At 61.2% G+C, this 15,690-nt stretch carries 15 protein-coding genes; 6 read left to right on the top strand and 9 right to left on the bottom strand.

Annotated features, from left to right (window positions below; genetic code table 11):
- Positions 1–5: 5 nt before the first annotated feature.
- From ACK3CV_RS10510 to lhgO, 3 genes are read left to right on the top strand one after another with little or no spacing between them, the layout of a single operon-like run.
- The gene (locus tag ACK3CV_RS10510; protein WP_033646414.1) at positions 6–1,961 is read left to right on the top strand and encodes a TRAP transporter permease; all 1,956 of its coding nucleotides are present in this window, start codon (positions 6–8) and stop codon (positions 1,959–1,961) included.
- On the top strand, positions 1,958–2,677 hold the full coding sequence (locus tag ACK3CV_RS10505) for a FadR/GntR family transcriptional regulator (protein ID WP_033653838.1): 720 nt from the start codon (positions 1,958–1,960) through the stop codon (positions 2,675–2,677). Before ACK3CV_RS10510 ends, ACK3CV_RS10505 begins: the two co-directional genes overlap by 4 nt.
- Positions 2,677–3,867 carry an L-2-hydroxyglutarate oxidase gene (gene lhgO, locus ACK3CV_RS10500; RefSeq protein ID WP_164141516.1) on the top strand — a complete coding sequence of 397 codons (1,191 nt, stop codon included), beginning with the start codon at positions 2,677–2,679 and terminating at the stop codon, positions 3,865–3,867. The genes ACK3CV_RS10505 and lhgO overlap by 1 nt, the downstream gene beginning before the upstream one ends.
- Before the next feature lie 29 nt (positions 3,868–3,896).
- Here the strand turns inward: lhgO and ACK3CV_RS10495 are convergent, their stop codons facing one another.
- The 5 genes from ACK3CV_RS10495 to ACK3CV_RS10475 form a co-directional block, all read right to left on the bottom strand.
- Entirely contained in the window at positions 3,897–4,661 is a 765-nt protein-coding gene (locus ACK3CV_RS10495) for an SDR family oxidoreductase (protein ID WP_060420638.1), read from the bottom strand.
- Between the two features lie 139 nt (positions 4,662–4,800).
- Positions 4,801–5,721 (bottom strand): sugar ABC transporter substrate-binding protein, encoded by a 921-nt coding sequence (locus ACK3CV_RS10490; RefSeq protein WP_033653836.1) that lies wholly within the window; start codon positions 5,719–5,721, stop codon positions 4,801–4,803.
- 64 nt (positions 5,722–5,785) lie between these two features.
- Positions 5,786–6,826 (bottom strand): ABC transporter permease, encoded by a 1,041-nt coding sequence (locus ACK3CV_RS10485; RefSeq protein WP_025160279.1) that lies wholly within the window; start codon positions 6,824–6,826, stop codon positions 5,786–5,788.
- Positions 6,827–6,841: 15 nt separating this feature from the next.
- The gene (locus tag ACK3CV_RS10480) at positions 6,842–8,326 is read right to left on the bottom strand and encodes a sugar ABC transporter ATP-binding protein (protein WP_033638125.1); all 1,485 of its coding nucleotides are present in this window, start codon (positions 8,324–8,326) and stop codon (positions 6,842–6,844) included.
- 75 nt (positions 8,327–8,401) lie between these two features.
- On the bottom strand, positions 8,402–9,331 hold the full coding sequence (locus tag ACK3CV_RS10475) for a sugar ABC transporter substrate-binding protein (protein WP_033638124.1): 930 nt from the start codon (positions 9,329–9,331) through the stop codon (positions 8,402–8,404).
- Between the two features lie 484 nt (positions 9,332–9,815).
- Between ACK3CV_RS10475 and ACK3CV_RS10470 the strand changes: the two genes are divergently transcribed.
- The 3 genes from ACK3CV_RS10470 to dcuR all read left to right on the top strand — a co-directional run bounded on the left by ACK3CV_RS10470 (position 9,816) and on the right by dcuR (position 13,109).
- The gene (locus ACK3CV_RS10470; protein ID WP_015377543.1) at positions 9,816–10,658 is read left to right on the top strand and encodes a class I fructose-bisphosphate aldolase; all 843 of its coding nucleotides are present in this window, start codon (positions 9,816–9,818) and stop codon (positions 10,656–10,658) included.
- A 125-nt stretch (positions 10,659–10,783) separates the two neighbouring features.
- Positions 10,784–12,397 carry a sensor histidine kinase gene (locus ACK3CV_RS10465; RefSeq protein ID WP_164141501.1) on the top strand — a complete coding sequence of 538 codons (1,614 nt, stop codon included), beginning with the start codon at positions 10,784–10,786 and terminating at the stop codon, positions 12,395–12,397.
- On the top strand, positions 12,390–13,109 hold the full coding sequence (dcuR, locus tag ACK3CV_RS10460) for a two-component system response regulator DcuR (protein ID WP_060429887.1): 720 nt from the start codon (positions 12,390–12,392) through the stop codon (positions 13,107–13,109). The genes ACK3CV_RS10465 and dcuR overlap by 8 nt, the downstream gene beginning before the upstream one ends.
- Before the next feature lie 37 nt (positions 13,110–13,146).
- On the opposite strand, the gene ACK3CV_RS10455 is transcribed toward dcuR, so the two are convergent.
- The 4 genes from ACK3CV_RS10455 to fabV all read right to left on the bottom strand — a co-directional run bounded on the left by ACK3CV_RS10455 (position 13,147) and on the right by fabV (position 15,648).
- Positions 13,147–13,482: a hypothetical protein gene (locus ACK3CV_RS10455; RefSeq protein WP_033638120.1), complete on the bottom strand. Its 336-nt coding sequence runs from the start codon at positions 13,480–13,482 to the stop codon at positions 13,147–13,149.
- Positions 13,483–13,525: 43 nt separating this feature from the next.
- On the bottom strand, positions 13,526–13,831 hold the full coding sequence (locus ACK3CV_RS10450; protein WP_033638119.1) for a hypothetical protein: 306 nt from the start codon (positions 13,829–13,831) through the stop codon (positions 13,526–13,528).
- A 171-nt stretch (positions 13,832–14,002) separates the two neighbouring features.
- Positions 14,003–14,221, bottom strand: coding sequence for a hypothetical protein (locus tag ACK3CV_RS10445; RefSeq protein WP_072022402.1), 219 nt, complete (start codon positions 14,219–14,221; stop codon positions 14,003–14,005).
- A gap of 227 nt (positions 14,222–14,448) precedes the next feature.
- On the bottom strand, positions 14,449–15,648 hold the full coding sequence (gene fabV, locus ACK3CV_RS10440; RefSeq protein ID WP_033638117.1) for an enoyl-ACP reductase FabV: 1,200 nt from the start codon (positions 15,646–15,648) through the stop codon (positions 14,449–14,451).
- Between the last annotated feature and the right edge of the window lie 42 nt (positions 15,649–15,690).

The raw sequence follows: 15,690 nt of genomic DNA, 5'->3' as shown, positions 1-15,690 counted from the left end.
GACGTATGAGCACTCACCCTTCTTCACCGCAGCCCGCCGTCGATCTGGACAAGGAAGCCGGCGCCGGCAACCGGCCGCTGAGCGGCATCTATTTGCAGCTGGCAACCGTCCTGGCGATCGCCATTTCCGCCTATGCCATCTACGCCAACGCGCTGTCCAACACGCAGGAGTTCTACCGCAACACCACGTTCCTGAGCGGCATTCTGATCCTGGGCTTTATCCTGTTCCCCTTCTCGGCCCGGCACGCCACCCGCAGTTTCAACCGCTGGGACTATCTGTTCATCATCCTGACGCTGGTCAGCTACGGCTATTTCTACGTTAACTACGTCGATCTGCACGTGGTGCGCAAGAGCATCCCCAACGCCACCGATTATGTGATGGCGGCGATCGGTATCGGCGTGCTGTTCGAAGCCGCGCGGCGCACCACCGGCTATTTCATCCCCGGCCTGGCGACTTTCGCCATCCTCTATGCGCTGTTCGGGCAGTACTTCATGGGCATTTTCGGCCACGGGGGCTTCTCGGTGGAACGCCTGCTGTATCGGCTGTTCATGACCAGCGAGGGGATTTTCGGCATCACCCTGTCCACCGCCTCCACCGCCATCGTGGTGTTTATTCTGTTCGGCGCCTTTCTCAGCGTCAGCGGCGCAACCGCGCTGTTCAACGATCTGGCGCTGGCCGCCGCCGGACGCCGCCGCGGCGGCCCGGCCCAGGTGGCGGTGATCTCGTCGGCACTGACCGGCTCATTGAGCGGCAGCGCGGTGGCCAACGTCGCCACCACCGGCACCTTCACCATTCCACTGATGAAAAGCATCGGGCTGTCGTCCCGCTTCGCCGGCGCCGTGGAAGCCACCGCCTCCACCGGCGGCATGATCATGCCCCCCATCATGGGCGCGGCGGCGTTTATCATGGCCGGCTTCCTCGGCATCTCGTACACCACCATCGTCATCGCCGCCATCGTGCCGGCGCTGCTCTATTACGCCGCGCTGATCATGGCTATCGACCTGGAGGCCAAGAAACAGGGCCTGAAGGGCATCAACAAGGAGAACATCCCTCAGGTGCGCGCGGTGCTGAAGGCGCGCGGGCTGTTGCTGCTGCCGCTCGTCATCGTCATCGGCACGCTGCTGCTGGGTAAAACGCCGATCTATGCCGGCTTCCTCGGCATCATTGCCATCATCGTCGCCAGCTGGCTCACCCCCGACAGTTCGGTGCGCATGACGCCGAAAAAAATCGCGCTGGCCTTGAACGACGCGGCGCGCGGCTCGATCCAGGTCACCATCGCCTGCGCCGCCATCGGCGTGATCATCTGCGTGGTGACCATGACCGGCATCGGCTCCACGCTGGCGTTCAACATCGTCGCCATGACCGACAACACCCTGTGGATGATCCTGCTGGTGGTGATGCTGGTGTGCATCGTGCTCAGCATGGGGCTACCCTCCACCGCGCTCTACATCGTGGTGGCTGTGACCGTGTCGCCGATCCTGATCAAAGCCGGCGTGCTGCCGCTGGCGGCGCATTTCTTCGTGTTCTGGTTCGGCGCGTTGTCCAACATCACGCCGCCGGTGGCGCTGGCCAGCTACACCGCCGCCAGCATCGCCCGAGCCGATCCGATGCAAACCTCGTGGGACGCGGTGCGCCTGGCGCTGCCGGGCTTTATCATCCCGTTCATTCTGGTCTACAACCCGATGCTGTTGATGCAGGGCGACGATCTCAACCCGCTGTCGGTGCTGCATATGGTGATCAGCGCGCTGGTGGGGATCTACGCCCTGTCGATCGCCAGCGCCAATTTCTGGCTGATGAAGACCCACTGGCTGGAGCGGGTGCTGTTTACCGCGGCGGCGATTTTACTGATCAAACCGGGCCTGATGACCGATCTGGGCGGCGCGGCCCTGATCGCCGCCGCCGCCGCCATGCACCTGCTGCGCTATAAACAGCGCGCCGCGCTGCCGGGAGGCGCGTCATGATCCGCAAGGTCACGCGCCAGAAAGCCTCTCATCAGGTGCTGGCGCAGCTGAAAGCCGGCATCAACGACGGCACCTTTCCGGTCGGCGAGAAGCTGCCGTCGGAAAACGTGTTGGCGGACGCGTTCGGCGTCAGCCGGGTGCCGGTGCGCGAGGCGCTCGGCGTGCTGGAGGTCAGCGGCATCATCTCCTCACGCCAGGGCGGCGGCCACCGGGTGGAACAGCATTCGCTGCTGAGCAAATACGAACCGCTGGTGATGGAGGTAGCCGACCGCTGCGAGGTGGAAGCGCTGCTGGAAATGCGCGAAGTCATGGAACAGCAGGCGGCGCGCATGGCCGCCGAGCGCCGCACCGAACAGGAGTTGCAGGCGATCGAACAGGCGCACCTCGCCTTTCGTGACTGTACGCTCAACGACGGCCAGATCGGCTATCGGCAGGACTACCTGTTCCATCGCGCCATCATGCAGGCTTCGCATAACCCGTTTTTCGTGCAGATCCTCGATAACATGCACGAGCTGTATCTGGGGGTGCTGGTGTACTCGCTCAGCAAAAACCTAGGGCGGCAGGCCGAGCGCCAGCGGGTGATCGACGAACATGAGCGGGTATTTATCGCCATTCGCGACGGCGATGCGGCGGCGGCCACCGCCGCCATGCAAAGCCATCTGAACAACGTACGCGGCAAATTACGCCGCCTGGAAAACGAGGAGCAAGAGCCGTGATGTACGACGCGATCGTTATCGGTGCCGGCCTGGTGGGGCTCGGCGTGGTGAATGCGCTGCAGGAAGCGGATCCGCAGCGGCGCATTCTGATCCTGGAAAAAGAGCGCGGCCCGGCGGCGCACCAAAGCGGCCACAACAGTAACGTGGTGCATTCCGGCATCTACTACGCGCCCGGCAGCCTGAAAGCGCAGTTGGCAAAACAGGGCAACCGCAGCATGTTCGCCTTCTGCCGCGAACACGACCTGTATCACGACCAATGCGGCAAGGTGATTGTCGCCACCCAGCTAAACGAACTGGATCGGCTGGAGAACATCTATCAGCGCGGCCTGCAAAACGGCCTGCAGGTCACCCGGCTGTCGCAGGCGCAACTGCGGGAGCGCGAACCGCACGTCAATGGCCTTGAAGCGCTGCTGGTGCCCGACGCCGGTATCGTCAACTACGCGGAGGTGGCCGCCAAGCTGGCGGAGATCATCGTGCGGCGCGGCGGCGAGATCGCCTACGGCCATCAGGTTGAGGCCATCCGCGAACACGCCGGCGGCGTCACCGTCACCGCCGCCGGCGACACCTTCGAGGGAAAACTGCTGATCAACTGCGCGGGGCTGTTCAGCGATCGCATCGCCAAACTGGCCGGTTACGAAACCGGCATGAAGATCGTGCCGTTCCGCGGTGAATACTATGTGCTGGACGACGCGAAAAACCACCTGGTCAACCATCTGATCTACCCGGTTCCCAACCCGGACTTCCCTTTCCTCGGCGTGCATTTTACCCGTATGTATAACGGCAAGCGCGACGTCGGCCCCAATGCGGTGCTGGCCTTCAAACGCGAAGGCTACCGCAAATGCGACTTCAGCCTGCGCGATCTGAGCGAGGTGCTCGGCTATCGCGGCTTTTGGAAAATCGCCGGCAACTACCTCGGCGAAGGGCTGGCGGAAATGCGCCGTTCGCTGTCGCGCCGCCGCTTTGCCGAGAACGCCCGTCGGCTGATCCCGGCGCTGCAGGAGCAGGATATTCGCCCCGGCCCGGCCGGCGTGCGCGCCCAGGCGCTGACCGCCGACGGCAAGCTGGTGGACGACTTCCATTTCGTGCAGGGTAAACGCTCGCTGCACGTATGCAATGCCCCTTCTCCGGCGGCGACTGCCTCGCTGGAGATCGGCCGCGAGATCGTGAGCCGCCACCTGTCCGCTTTCTGACGCCCACTGAGGCCACGGCGCCCGTGGCCTCAGCCGCGCTGGATGGACACCCCGCCGTCCACCAGCATCGCGGTGCCGGTGACAAATGAAGAAGCGTCAGACGCCAGATACAGCGCCGCCTGCGCGATCTCCTCCGGCATCGCCAGCCGCTTCAGCGCGTGCAGTTCGGCCACCTGCGCCAACGCCTCCGGGGTATGGCTCATCTGCCGGCCCATCGCCGTATCGGTGCCGCCCGGCAGCAGCGCGTTCACCCGAATGCCGCGCCCGCCGAACTCCACCGCCAGCGCCTGCGTCAGGCCGATCAGCCCCGACTTGCCGGCCGCATAGGCCGCCGTACCGGGAAACGCCGCGGTGTGGCCGACGAAGGTGGAGGTGAAAATCACCGAGCCCGCGCCGCGCGCCAGCATGGCGGGGATTTGATATTTGGCGCCGTAGTAGGCGCTGGACAGGTTGGTTTCCAACACCTCGCGCCACTCTGAGGCACTCAACGCCAGCGACGGCCCCAGCGGCCCCAAGGTGCCGGCGTTGTTGAAGGCGATATCCAGCCCGCCGAATTCGTCGACCGCCGTCGCCGTCAGCCGTTCGGCGAAGGCTTCGTCACGCACGTCGCCCGCCACCGCAAGCGCCCGGCCGCCCTCGCGCCGAATGTCCTCCACCAGCTCCGCCAACAGCGGCTCGCGCCGCGCGCCCAACACCAGCGCAGCCCCCTGGCGGGCGAACAGCAGCGCCGCCGCTTTGCCGATCCCCGAACTGGCGCCGCCGATCACCGCCACCTTGCCGTTTAATGCATTCATCGCTCATCCTCACACGGTTTAAAGATCCTCAGTGTGAAGCAAGATCCGGCGCCGCGCTGGCCGCAAGCGGACATGTAACTGACGCCAATAAAAAAGGCGCTGCAAGCAGCGCCCCGGCAACGCGAATCTGACGGTTAACTCACGGCCTGGCCGCATACTTCTGCATCGTGGCCGGCGTCACCAGCTCGAACGGGATCCAGTAATACGGTTCGAGTTTTTCCCCGTTGATCATGCGCTGCGCCACATCGACCGAGGCTTTGCCCTGGCCGACCGCGTCCTGGAACACCGTGACCTGCATCTTGCCGGAGGCCAGCGCCTTGAGGCCGTCCGGCGTGGCGTCGATGCCGCCGATCAGCACTTTCCTGTCCGCCTTGCCCGCCTGCTGCAGCGCCATGATTGCGCCGATCGCCATCTCGTCGTTGTTGGCGGCGACGATGTCGATCGCTTCACCGTTGGTCAGCCAGTTCATCATCAGATCCATACCTTCACTGCGTGAATAGTTGGCGCTCTGCTTCTGCACCACCTTCATTTTCGGGTACTTGCTCACCACCTGCTCCACGTCTTTGGTGCGCTGCAGCGCGCCGGCGTCGGTCAGGTTGCCGATCATCACCGCCACGTTGCCCTGATAGCCGGCCAGCCGCGCCAGCTCTTCCATCTGCAGCGTGCCGGATTCCCGCTCGTCGGAGCCGACGAACACCACGCCCTGCGGCAGTTTGGCATCGCCCGGCGTGCGGTTCACGTACACCAGCGGCACGCCGGCGGCCTGCACCATTTTGGTCATCACCGGCGTGCTGGCCGAGTTGACCGGATCGACGATAATCGCGTCCACCCCGGCGCTGATAAAGCTCTGCACCTGATCGGTCTGGCGGCCGACGTCGCCGCGCGCGTCCTCGAACTGCACGGTGATGCCGCGCGCCTTGGCCTCCTTGTCGATCGCCTGGCGGATGATGGTGAGGAAGTTCTGGTCGAAATAGGCCATCGACACGCCGATGGTTTGCGCCCATGCCGGGGTAGACGCGCACAGCGCCACCGCCAGCCACAGCCCTTTCAGGTAGTTCATGATGTGCCCCCCAGGTAAAAAAAAGCCGCCGGCCAACCCTGGCGCCGGCGGCAATTCACGGCAATCAGTGTTTTTTGCGGTTGCGCCGCATGTCGATCGACACGGCGGCGACGATAATCACGCCCTTGATGATGTCCTGAATGTAAGAGTCGACGCCGATAAAGGTGAAGCCGCTTTTGATAAGGCCCAGGATCACCGCGCCGATCAGCGTGCCGGTGATGCGCCCGACGCCGCCCATCAGGCTGCTGCCGCCGATCACTGCCGCGGCGATGGCGTCCAGCTCGTACGACATCCCCATGCTCGACTGGCCGCTGCTGACGCGCGCCGCCAGCACCACGCCCGCCAACCCCGCCAGGCCGCCGGCGATGGTGTAAACCGTCACCAGGTACTTATTGACGTTGATGCCGGAAACCCGCGCCGAGGTCATGTTGCCGCCGATGGCGTAGATGTATTTGCCGTAGCGGGTATGCTTGAGCGCGATATGGAAGATCACCGCAATCACCAGGAAGATGATCACCGGCATCGCCCCCTGGCCGATCGACGTGAAGCCGTCCGACAGGAAGCTGACCGGGTTACCCTTGGTGTAGTACTGCGCCAGGCCGCGCGCCGACACCATCATCCCCAGCGTGGCGATGAACGGCGGAATGCCGGTGCGGGTGATCAGGAAGCCGTTGATAAAACCGCAGACGATGCCCACCCCGATCCCCGCGCCGATCGGGATCGCCGCCGGCAGATCGAGCAGCCCCGGATACATCGGCGAGATGCTGTCCGAGGTCTGCGCCAGGCTGGCCGCCACCACCGCGGTCAGCGCAATCAGCGAGCCGGAGGAGAGATCGATGCCGGTGGTTATGATCACCTGGGTGACGCCCACCGCGATGATGCCGATGATCGCCACCTGCAGCACGATCAGCAGCAGGCGGTTCGGATTCAGCAGGAACGACTGATCGCGCATGTACCAGCCGAGGATTTCGAAGATCAGCGCGATGCCGATCATCACGATGAAGATGCCGGTATCCTTCGGCATTTTGCCGCTCAGCCCGGAGAACAGCGTTCCCTTGCCCGTTGAATCGGCGGAGAGCGGCTTCTCAATCTTTACGTTACTCATGATGTTCACCCTTCGTTATTCTGAGGCCAGCGCCAGGATCTTCTCCTGGTCCGCGTCGTCTTTGTCCAAAATGCCGGTGATGCGGCCGCCGTGCATCACCATTACCCGGTCGCTCATGCCGAGGATCTCCGGCAGCTCGGAGGAGACCAGAATGATGGCGACGCCGCGGTTGGCCAGCTCGCTGATCAGGCGGTAGATTTCCGCTTTCGCCCCCACGTCGATGCCGCGCGTCGGTTCGTCGAGGATCAGGATTTTCGGCTGCGCCAGCAGCCAGCGCGCGATCAAGACCTTCTGCTGGTTGCCACCGCTGAGGTTATTGATGATCTGATCCATGGTCGGCGTTTTGATGTTGAGCTTTTTAATCTGATCCATGCAGTCTTTGGCCATCTGCACGTGGCTGACGAAACCGTTCTTGCCGATGTATTCCGACAGGTTGACGATGCTCATGTTCTCAACCACCGACAGCACCAGAAACAGGCCGGATTTCTTGCGGTCTTCGGTGAGGAACGCCAGCCCGCTCTCGATCGCCTTCGCCGGGGAATCCACCTTCACCGCCTGGCCTTCGATAAAGATCTCGCCGCCGTCCGCCGGGTGCATGCCGAACAGGCTTTCCATCACTTCGCTGCGCCCGGCGCCCACCAGCCCGGCGACGCCAAGGATCTCGCCGCGCTTGACGCTGAACGACACGTCATGGAACCAGCCGCTGCGGCGCAGCCCCGCCACCCGCAGCACTTCCTCGCCGATATTGTTGTTGAATTTGGGGAACATCTGCGTCAGTTCGCGCCCCACCATCATGGTGATCAGCGACTGTTTGGTCAGGTTTTCGGTTTTGTCGCAGGCGATGAAGGTGCCGTCGCGGAAGATGCTAACTTCGTCGGTAATGGCGAAGATCTCGTCCATCTTGTGGCTGATATAGATGATGCCTTTGCCCTGCTCGCGCAGTTCGCGAATGATGGCGAACAGGTGCACCACTTCGCCTTCGGTCAGCGCCGAGGTCGGTTCGTCCATGATCAGCACGTCGGCGTTGTAGGACACCGCCTTGGCGATCTCCACCATCTGCTGATTGGCGATGCTCAGCTCGCCCACCAGCGTGTCCGGCTGCAGTTTGATGTTCAGCCGCGCCAGCAGCTCGCGGGTTTGTTCGTTCAGCTGTTCGTGGTTGACGAACCCCAGCCGCGCCGGCTCGCGCCCCAGCCAGATGTTTTCCGCCACCGTCATGTAAGGCACCAGGTTCAGCTCCTGGTGGATCATGGAAATGCCCGAATGCAGCGCCTGCAGCGTGTCGCTGAAGGTGACCGGCCGGCCTTTGATTTTTATCGAGCCTTCGTCCGGGTGGTAGATGCCGATCAGGCATTTCATCAGCGTCGATTTGCCCGCGCCGTTTTCCCCCATCAGCGCGTGCACGCTGCCGGGTTTGATTTTAATCGAGACCTTATCCAGCGCTTTGACGCCGGGGAACTGCTTGCTGATGCCTTCGGCCTCAAGAACATAAGGGTACATACCGCTTACCTCCGCACTGACCCACGTTTTCCGCCGCGCTCGCCCCACATCGGCGCCCGCGGCGGGCTTCAAGGCTTATTTCTTGTTTTTATCGGCGAATTGCTGGTAATTGGCCTGGGTGATCAGCTGGTAAGGGATCAGCACGTTGCTCTCCACTTTCTCGCCTTTCACCAGTTGAACGGCGGTCTGCACCGCGCCTTCGCCCTGGCCTTTGGCGTCCTGGAACACGCTCAGCGCCAGATCGCCCTTCTTGATGAACTCCAGCGCGTCCGGCGTGCCGTCAACGCCGGCCACCAGCACGCCGGATTTCTTGGCTTGCTTCAGCGCCAAAATAGCGCCGATGGCCATTTCGTCGTTGTTGGAGGCGATGGCGTCGATCTGCTGGCCGGACAAAATCCAGTCGGTGGTGACGTCTACCGCCTCTTTTCGGAAGAATTTGGCGGTTTGCTTATCGATAATCTTGATGCCGGGGTAGTTGGCCGCCACCTCTTCCACGCCGCGGGTGCGGTCGCGCGTGGCTTCGCTCGACAGCTCGCCCATCAGGATCATCACGTTGCCCTTGCCGTTCATCAGCTTGGCCAGTTCCTCCATCTGCAGCTTGCCGGCCAGCTTGGAGTCGGAGCCGACGTAGGCCATGCCGGCCGGCAGCGCCACTTCCGGCTTGCGGTTGACGAACACCAGCGGGATCTTGGCCTTCTCGGCCAGCTTGATCATCGGCTTGACGCCCTGGGTATCCACCGGGTTGAGGATGATGGCGTCGACGCCCTGGCTGACGAAGTTTTCGATTTGTTGAATTTGCTGCGCGATGTCGCCCTTGGCGTCTTCGAACTGGCCGCTGACGTTGCCGTCGGCCTTCATTTTGTTTTGCATCGACTGGCGCAGAATGGTGAGGAAGTTGTCATCGAAGTAAGCCATGGAAACGCCGATCTTGATGTCTTTCGCCAGCACGCTGGCCGGCAGCATGCACATCAGTACCGAGGCGGCGATCAGTTTCTTCAGCTTCATGTTCGTTACCCTTTAATCGTTAGAATGAAGAGGTCTGTTGGTTGACAGCTAATGAAAAATATTTTTTACATTCAAACAACAATACGGTCGGTGTTATTCCTTTGATACGGCGAATTTACCGCGTTATCGCCGTATCAAGGCCGTTGTAAAAATGGTGATCGATGTCTCAAAACAGATTAAAAACAACCAATTGAAATAAACCCCTGGCACAACAAACGGCGTCTTTACCGTTTTATTAAATGTTTATTTCATAATTGAGGTTATTGAAACTTTTTAACCCAAACAAGCGAAACATGCATTTTGGAATGGCTTATTAACAAAAACATGACACGGATCTAACAAATGAAGTGCAAGCCGCTGGCGAGCGTTCCCCTTTCGTGCGCCGGCAAAAACTGCGAGCGGCCGCGCAGTTTGCGGTTTCCGCGTTTCCCGACCATCCTTACTCGGCAATAATGGACATATCCCTATCTCAGGAGGACCTGACATGCAGCTCAGCAGCAAGGTGCGGATGAACCGCCTGTTCAACAACGGCAAGTGCCTGGACGTGGCGATCGATCACGGCATCGCCAACGAACCGGATTTCTTGATCGGCCTGGAAGATATCGAACGGGTGATGGGCAACCTGATCGCCGCGCGCCCCGACGCCATTCAGGTCAACTACGGCCAGGCAGATCTGCTGCAGCGCGCGCCGCAGCGCGAAAAACCGGCGCTGGTGATGCGCACCGACGTCGGCAACGCCTATAACGCCGCCCGCCACCGCGAGATGTGGGCGGTGCTGCACAACCCGGAGGCGCCGATCCTGGCGGCGCTGCAAATGGATGCCGCCGCGGTGGTGGTCAATCTGTATATGATCCCGGATGAGCCCGGCATTTTCCGCCAGTGCGTGGAGAACATCGGCCGCCTGCGCCACGCCTGCGATCGCTACGCCATGCCGCTGATGATCGAACCGCTGGTGATGGCGCCGGCCGGTCAGGGCGCCGCCTACGGCTCGCTCGGCGACGTGGAGAAGATCGTGCCGCTGGTGCGGCTGGCGCGCGAGCTGGGCGCCGACATCATCAAGGCCGACCCGACCGATCGGGTGGAAGACTTCCACCGCGTGGTGGAAGCGGCGCGCTGCCCGACGCTGGTGCGCGGCGGTGGCAAGGGGGAGCTGGGGCCGGTGCTGGAGAAATCCGCCGCGCTGATGGCCCAGGGCGCCTCCGGCATGGTTTACGGCCGCAACGTCTATCAACACAGCAATCCGTCGCAGGTAGTGCGCGCGTTGATGGCAATCATCCATCAGGGCGCCAGCGGCCAACAGGCGCTGGAGATCTACCACCAGCAGTGACCCGCTTTTGTAACTAAAATAAGCCCCCCGCTCCCCGGCAGCATGCTATAACCTGCTGCCGGTAACTGCAGCTTGCCTCATTCCTCGCTAGAATACGCCGTGATATCGCCATTCGGAGAACCGCCATGCCAAAACAACGGGTGCCGCTCAAGCTGAGCACCTCCATCACGCTGATGGTGTCCGCCATCATCGCTTCGGTGCTGCTGGTGGTGTTCGCGCTGTTTTTCGTGCAGATGAGCCGCGAGGGGCAAGATCAGCTGCAACAGAAAGCCATCGCCGTCGCCAATACGCTGGCGCTCTCCAGCACCGTGGTTGACGGCCTGCAGCGGCGCGATCAAAGCGGCGCCATTCAACGCTTCGCCGAGCAGGTACGCCATCAAAACGAGCTGTTGTTCGTGGTGGTGGTGGATATGCAGGGTATCCGCTATTCGCATCCCAAACCCTGGCTGATCGGCAAACATTTTATCGGCGACGATCTGGCGCCCGCGCTGCAAGGCAACGTCAACAGCGCCATCAACCGCGGCACGCTGGCCCCGGCGCTGCGGGTGTTCGTGCCGGTGTATGACGCGCAGAAACAACAAATCGGCGTGGTGGCGCTCGGCATCGCGCTGGACACCGTGCAGCGAGTGGTGGCGGAGAGCCGCTGGATCATCTATTGGACCATCGCCTTCGCCGCCCTGGTCGGCAGCCTGGGCACCTTCTTCCTGGTCTCCGCGCTCAAGCGCATCATGCTGGGTTTCGAGCCTTACGAAATCTCCAACCTGTTCGAACAGCGCAACGCCATGCTGCAATCGATTAAAGAAGGCGTGATCGCGGTCGATAATGAATCCCGCATCACCATCGTCAACGACGAAGCCAAGCGCCTGCTGCGCCAAAGCGGCCCGGTGGAAAACCTGCTGCTGGAAGCCGCCAGCAAGCATTGGCCGGCGCAGCTGCATCTGGCGGAGGTGCTGGCCAGCGGCGAACCGCTGCGCGATCGGCAGATCGGCTTCAACGGCAGCGAACTGCTGACCAATACCGTGCCGGTGATCGTCAACGGCCAGGTGACCGGCGCCATCGCCACCTTCCGCGACAAGACCGAGGTCAGCCGCCTGCTGCAGCGGCTGAGCGGCATGGCGCACTACGCCGATGCGCTGCGGGTGCAGTCGCACGAATTTATGAACAAGCTGCATGTGATACTCGGCATGCTGCACATGAAGGCCTATCAGCAGTTGGAAAACTACATCATCAACACCGCCAGCAACTATCAGGAAGAGATCGGCGCACTGCTGCGCAAGATCCACTCGCCGGAAGTGGCGGGCTTCTTCATCGGCAAGATCAGCCGCGCCCACGAAGCCGGCATTGAACTGACCATCGAAGAAACCAGCCTGCTGCCGGAAACCGACGATGCGGAAACCACCCACGTGCTGATCAGCGTGCTCGGCAACCTGATCGAAAACGCCATCGACGCCATCGACGGCGTTGAGGGCCACGAGATCGGCCTGAGCTTCCATCATCACGACGATCAATTACACTGTATCGTCAGCGACGATGGCCCCGGCATCGATCCGGCGATCGGCGCGCGCATCTTCGAACACGGATTTTCCACCAAGGGAACCGGACGCGGCATCGGCCTGGCGCTGATCCGCAGCCATCTGGAGAAACTGGGCGGCAGCATCGATTTCGAGTCCGAACCGGGCGAGCTGACCCAATTTTTCGTGCACCTTCCCTATCAGGCCAAGAGCAGAACTCATGATTAACGTACTGATTGTCGACGACGACCCGATGGTGGCGGAGCTGAACAAATACTACCTGAGCCAGGTCGGCGGTTTTCACTGCCAGGCGACGGTCGCCACTCTGAGCCAGGCGCGCGCGCTGCTGGCCGATGCCGGCATCAGCATCGATCTGGTGCTGCTGGATATCTACATGCAGCAGGAGAACGGGCTGGATCTGCTGCCCGGCCTGCGCGAGCTCGGCGAGAAGACCGACGTGATCATCATCTCCTCCGCCAGCGACGTGAACACGGTGCAAAAAGCGCTGCACTATGGGGTGGTGGATTATCTGATCAAGCCGTTCCAGTTCAGCCGCTTCAAGGAGGCGCTGAGCCACTACCGGCAGCAGTCGCAGCTGTTGGCGCAGCGCGAGTTTTCGCAGGCCGACGTCGACAGCCTGCTACGACGCCAGCCCGGCGGCCAGGAGAGCAAGAAGCTGCCGAAGGGCCTGACCAGCATCACCCTGAGCACGGTGTGCGAGTGGATCGAACAGCAGCACGATAACGAGTTTTCCACCGACAATCTGGCCAACGCCATCGGCATTTCGCGGGTGTCCTGCCGCAAGTACCTCATCTATCTGGCGGAGAGCGGCATTCTCGGCACCCGTATTCTGTACGGCGCTACCGGCCGCCCGGTCTATCTGTATCAGCTGAAACCGGACGCGATCGCCATGCTGAAGGAGCATTGCCGCCCGGCCTAAACGACGCCGGGCGCTGATGGCGCCCGGACGGTTAATGTTAGAAGCTGTGCGTGTAACACTTCGCCTCGCGGTGAGGATCTTTCGAGTGTCTCCGCAGGCAGCGCTGCTTTTTCTGCTGCTGCTCCAGGTTCCGCTGCTGCCGCTCGGCGGTCTCTGCCGCCTCGCGCTGCTGTTCGCGCGCAATCGCCTGCTCGTTGGCCAGCGTCAAGTTATCGACATTCCACACCTTGTGGCGCAATGCGTCGCGCTTTTTCTGGTACTCCTCGGTGACCTTACTGTCCTTCGGCGGCGCCGCATGGTATTCCAAATCCACCCGCGCCTGCGCGAAGCAGCAGCTACACAAGGCCACGCCGGCCAACACTATCCTTTTCATCAATGACTCCTTTTACATCGCTTGACTCTGCGCGCACGCCGGTTCAACAACCGTTTGGCGATGCCGGCGGCTTTTCCTCTGAACGGGGCGCGCGCTGCCCGCCGGTGACGGGCGCTTTGCCGGGCTCGATACCGCACTCCGCCAAGCGCGCCAGCTCCTCCGCATCGCGCTCTGTCGGCGTCGCTTCCTCACTCATTTCCTGCCGCAGATCCTGCGCCAACGCTTTCAGGCGCTTTTGAAACAGCACCGGCGACACGCCTTCGCACGGCCTGTCGTAACGCGCCGCGCCGGCGCTTTGGCTTAGCGGCGATAACAGCAAGAGAAAGATCGCGGCCATCTCCTTCGCCATGGGCAACTCCTTTGATTACGCCGAAATAAACCGGCGGCTCCCTATAAGGAAAACGAATTGTCTGCTAACGCAATAAATGGTCGAGCCACGGCAGAATAACGCAGGAAAGGTAAACCCTCCGACAATATCGGCAGAATGCGCGCATTAATTTGGCTGAATATATTTAGCGGCTTAACGATCGAATATTTTCGACCCATCGAAGGTGCCGCCAATGCCGACGTTTCCTTCATGTAATACCGAGGAGGCGGACTCACCCGCCATGATGCGTTGCCGCTGCTCCCGCGTGGCAGGCTGAGGCTGAGACCAGTCTGGGGACGTCGACGTCGGCTGAATCGCGCTGCAGCCGCTCAACAAAAACAACGATACCGTGGCACAATAACGCCATGTCATAATTTCCTCCTTAAAGGAAATAAAATACCCGCAGCCGGCGGCAAGGGTAAATAAAAAAATGACTTTCTTTAGTTTAATAACCGCCGTTATTTCACCATCCGACTGCCGATGTTAATCACCCGGTTCGTCTGTTAACCCAAAATAAACATTTTCGCTTAGCCACCCGATAATTCGCAGGCAATAAAAAAGGCCGGGCTAACCCGACCTTGTTTGACCGCTCGACGCGCTTAGACCAGCTCGATCACGTCGAAGTTGGCTTCGCCGCTCAGATCGGCGTCGTAGTCAACGCCCTGCAGGCCAAAGCCGAACAGGCGCAGGAACTCCGCCTTGTAGCCCTGATAATCGGTCAGTTCGTTGATGTTGTTGTCGTTCAGCTGCTGCCAGATGGCACGGCAGGTTTCCTGCACTTCGTCGCGCAGTTCCCAGTCATCCAGACGCAGGCGGTGTTTTTCGTCGGTGTCCGGCGCCGCGCCGCTGTACAGCTTGGTGGCGAACAGACGCTGGATCTGCTCGATGCAGCCTTCGTGAATGCCCTGCTCCTTCATGATTTTGAACACGATGGAGATATACAGCGGCATCACCGGAATGGCAGAGGAAGCCTGAGTCACCACCGACTTGAGCACCGCAACGTAAGCCGCGCCGCCTTTGGCCTGCAGCTTCTGGTTGATGGCGTGCGCCGCGCGATCCAGATCTTCTTTCGCCTTGCCCAGCGTGCCGTGCCAGTAGATTGGCCAGGTCAGATCGGTACCGATGTAGGAGTAAGCGACAGACTGCGCGTTATCCGCCAGCACGCCCGCTTCGTCCAGCGCGTCCATCCACAGCTGCCAGTCCTGGCCGCCCATCACCTTCACGGTGTCGGCGATTTCTTGCTCGTTGGCCGGCTCGACCACGGCTTCAACCAGCACGTCTTTGTTGGTGTCCAGCGCGACGGATTTGTACGGTTCGCCGATCGGCTTCAGTGCGGAACGCACCACTTCGCCGGTTTCCGGCATCTTACGCACCGGCGAAGCCAGCGAGTAAACCACCAGGTCAACCTGACCCAGGTCTTTTTTGATCAGATCGATCACGGTCTGACGGCACTCGTTGGAGAATGCGTCGCCGTTGATGCTTTTCGCGTACAGGCCTTCTTCTTTAGCTGCCTTGTCGAAACCGGCGGAGTTGTACCAACCGGCGGAACCGGTTTTGCCTTCGCTGCCAGGCTTCTCGAAAAATACGCCGATGGTGGCCGCACCGCTGCCGAAAGCGGCATTGATGCGCGAGGCCAGACCGTAACCGGTGGATGCACCAATGACCAGCACCTTTTTAGGCCCGTTTTTCAGTTCGCCGCGCGACTTAACGTAGGCGATTTGCTCACGGACGTTGGCTTCACAGCCTGCCGGGTGAGCGGTGGTGCAGATAAAACCACGAATTTTAGGTTTGATAATCATAGTAATTTTTTCTTGGTAGCTAAAAACCGAAGGACAATATAC

It is taken from the genome of Serratia sp. TSO36, from assembly GCF_057808395.1.
The sequence above is the reverse complement of the archived record's forward strand: the minus strand, read 5'-3'. Positions and strand labels throughout refer to the sequence as shown.

What these genes read in the sequence shown, in the direction of transcription:
- ACK3CV_RS10510 (WP_033646414.1), top strand. Translation starts at nt 6, where the DNA reads ATGAGCACTCACCCTTCTTCACCGCAGCCCGCCGTCGATCTGGACAAG.
- ACK3CV_RS10505 (WP_033653838.1), top strand. Translation starts at nt 1,958, where the DNA reads ATGATCCGCAAGGTCACGCGCCAGAAAGCCTCTCATCAGGTGCTGGCG.
- lhgO (WP_164141516.1), top strand. Translation starts at nt 2,677, where the DNA reads ATGTACGACGCGATCGTTATCGGTGCCGGCCTGGTGGGGCTCGGCGTG.
- ACK3CV_RS10495 (WP_060420638.1), bottom strand. Translation starts at nt 4,661, where the DNA reads ATGAATGCATTAAACGGCAAGGTGGCGGTGATCGGCGGCGCCAGTTCG.
- ACK3CV_RS10490 (WP_033653836.1), bottom strand. Translation starts at nt 5,721, where the DNA reads ATGAACTACCTGAAAGGGCTGTGGCTGGCGGTGGCGCTGTGCGCGTCT.
- ACK3CV_RS10485 (WP_025160279.1), bottom strand. Translation starts at nt 6,826, where the DNA reads ATGAGTAACGTAAAGATTGAGAAGCCGCTCTCCGCCGATTCAACGGGC.
- ACK3CV_RS10480 (WP_033638125.1), bottom strand. Translation starts at nt 8,326, where the DNA reads ATGTACCCTTATGTTCTTGAGGCCGAAGGCATCAGCAAGCAGTTCCCC.
- ACK3CV_RS10475 (WP_033638124.1), bottom strand. Translation starts at nt 9,331, where the DNA reads ATGAAGCTGAAGAAACTGATCGCCGCCTCGGTACTGATGTGCATGCTG.
- ACK3CV_RS10470 (WP_015377543.1), top strand. Translation starts at nt 9,816, where the DNA reads ATGCAGCTCAGCAGCAAGGTGCGGATGAACCGCCTGTTCAACAACGGC.
- ACK3CV_RS10465 (WP_164141501.1), top strand. Translation starts at nt 10,784, where the DNA reads ATGCCAAAACAACGGGTGCCGCTCAAGCTGAGCACCTCCATCACGCTG.
- dcuR (WP_060429887.1), top strand. Translation starts at nt 12,390, where the DNA reads ATGATTAACGTACTGATTGTCGACGACGACCCGATGGTGGCGGAGCTG.
- ACK3CV_RS10455 (WP_033638120.1), bottom strand. Translation starts at nt 13,482, where the DNA reads ATGAAAAGGATAGTGTTGGCCGGCGTGGCCTTGTGTAGCTGCTGCTTC.
- ACK3CV_RS10450 (WP_033638119.1), bottom strand. Translation starts at nt 13,831, where the DNA reads ATGGCGAAGGAGATGGCCGCGATCTTTCTCTTGCTGTTATCGCCGCTA.
- ACK3CV_RS10445 (WP_072022402.1), bottom strand. Translation starts at nt 14,221, where the DNA reads ATGACATGGCGTTATTGTGCCACGGTATCGTTGTTTTTGTTGAGCGGC.
- fabV (WP_033638117.1), bottom strand. Translation starts at nt 15,648, where the DNA reads ATGATTATCAAACCTAAAATTCGTGGTTTTATCTGCACCACCGCTCAC.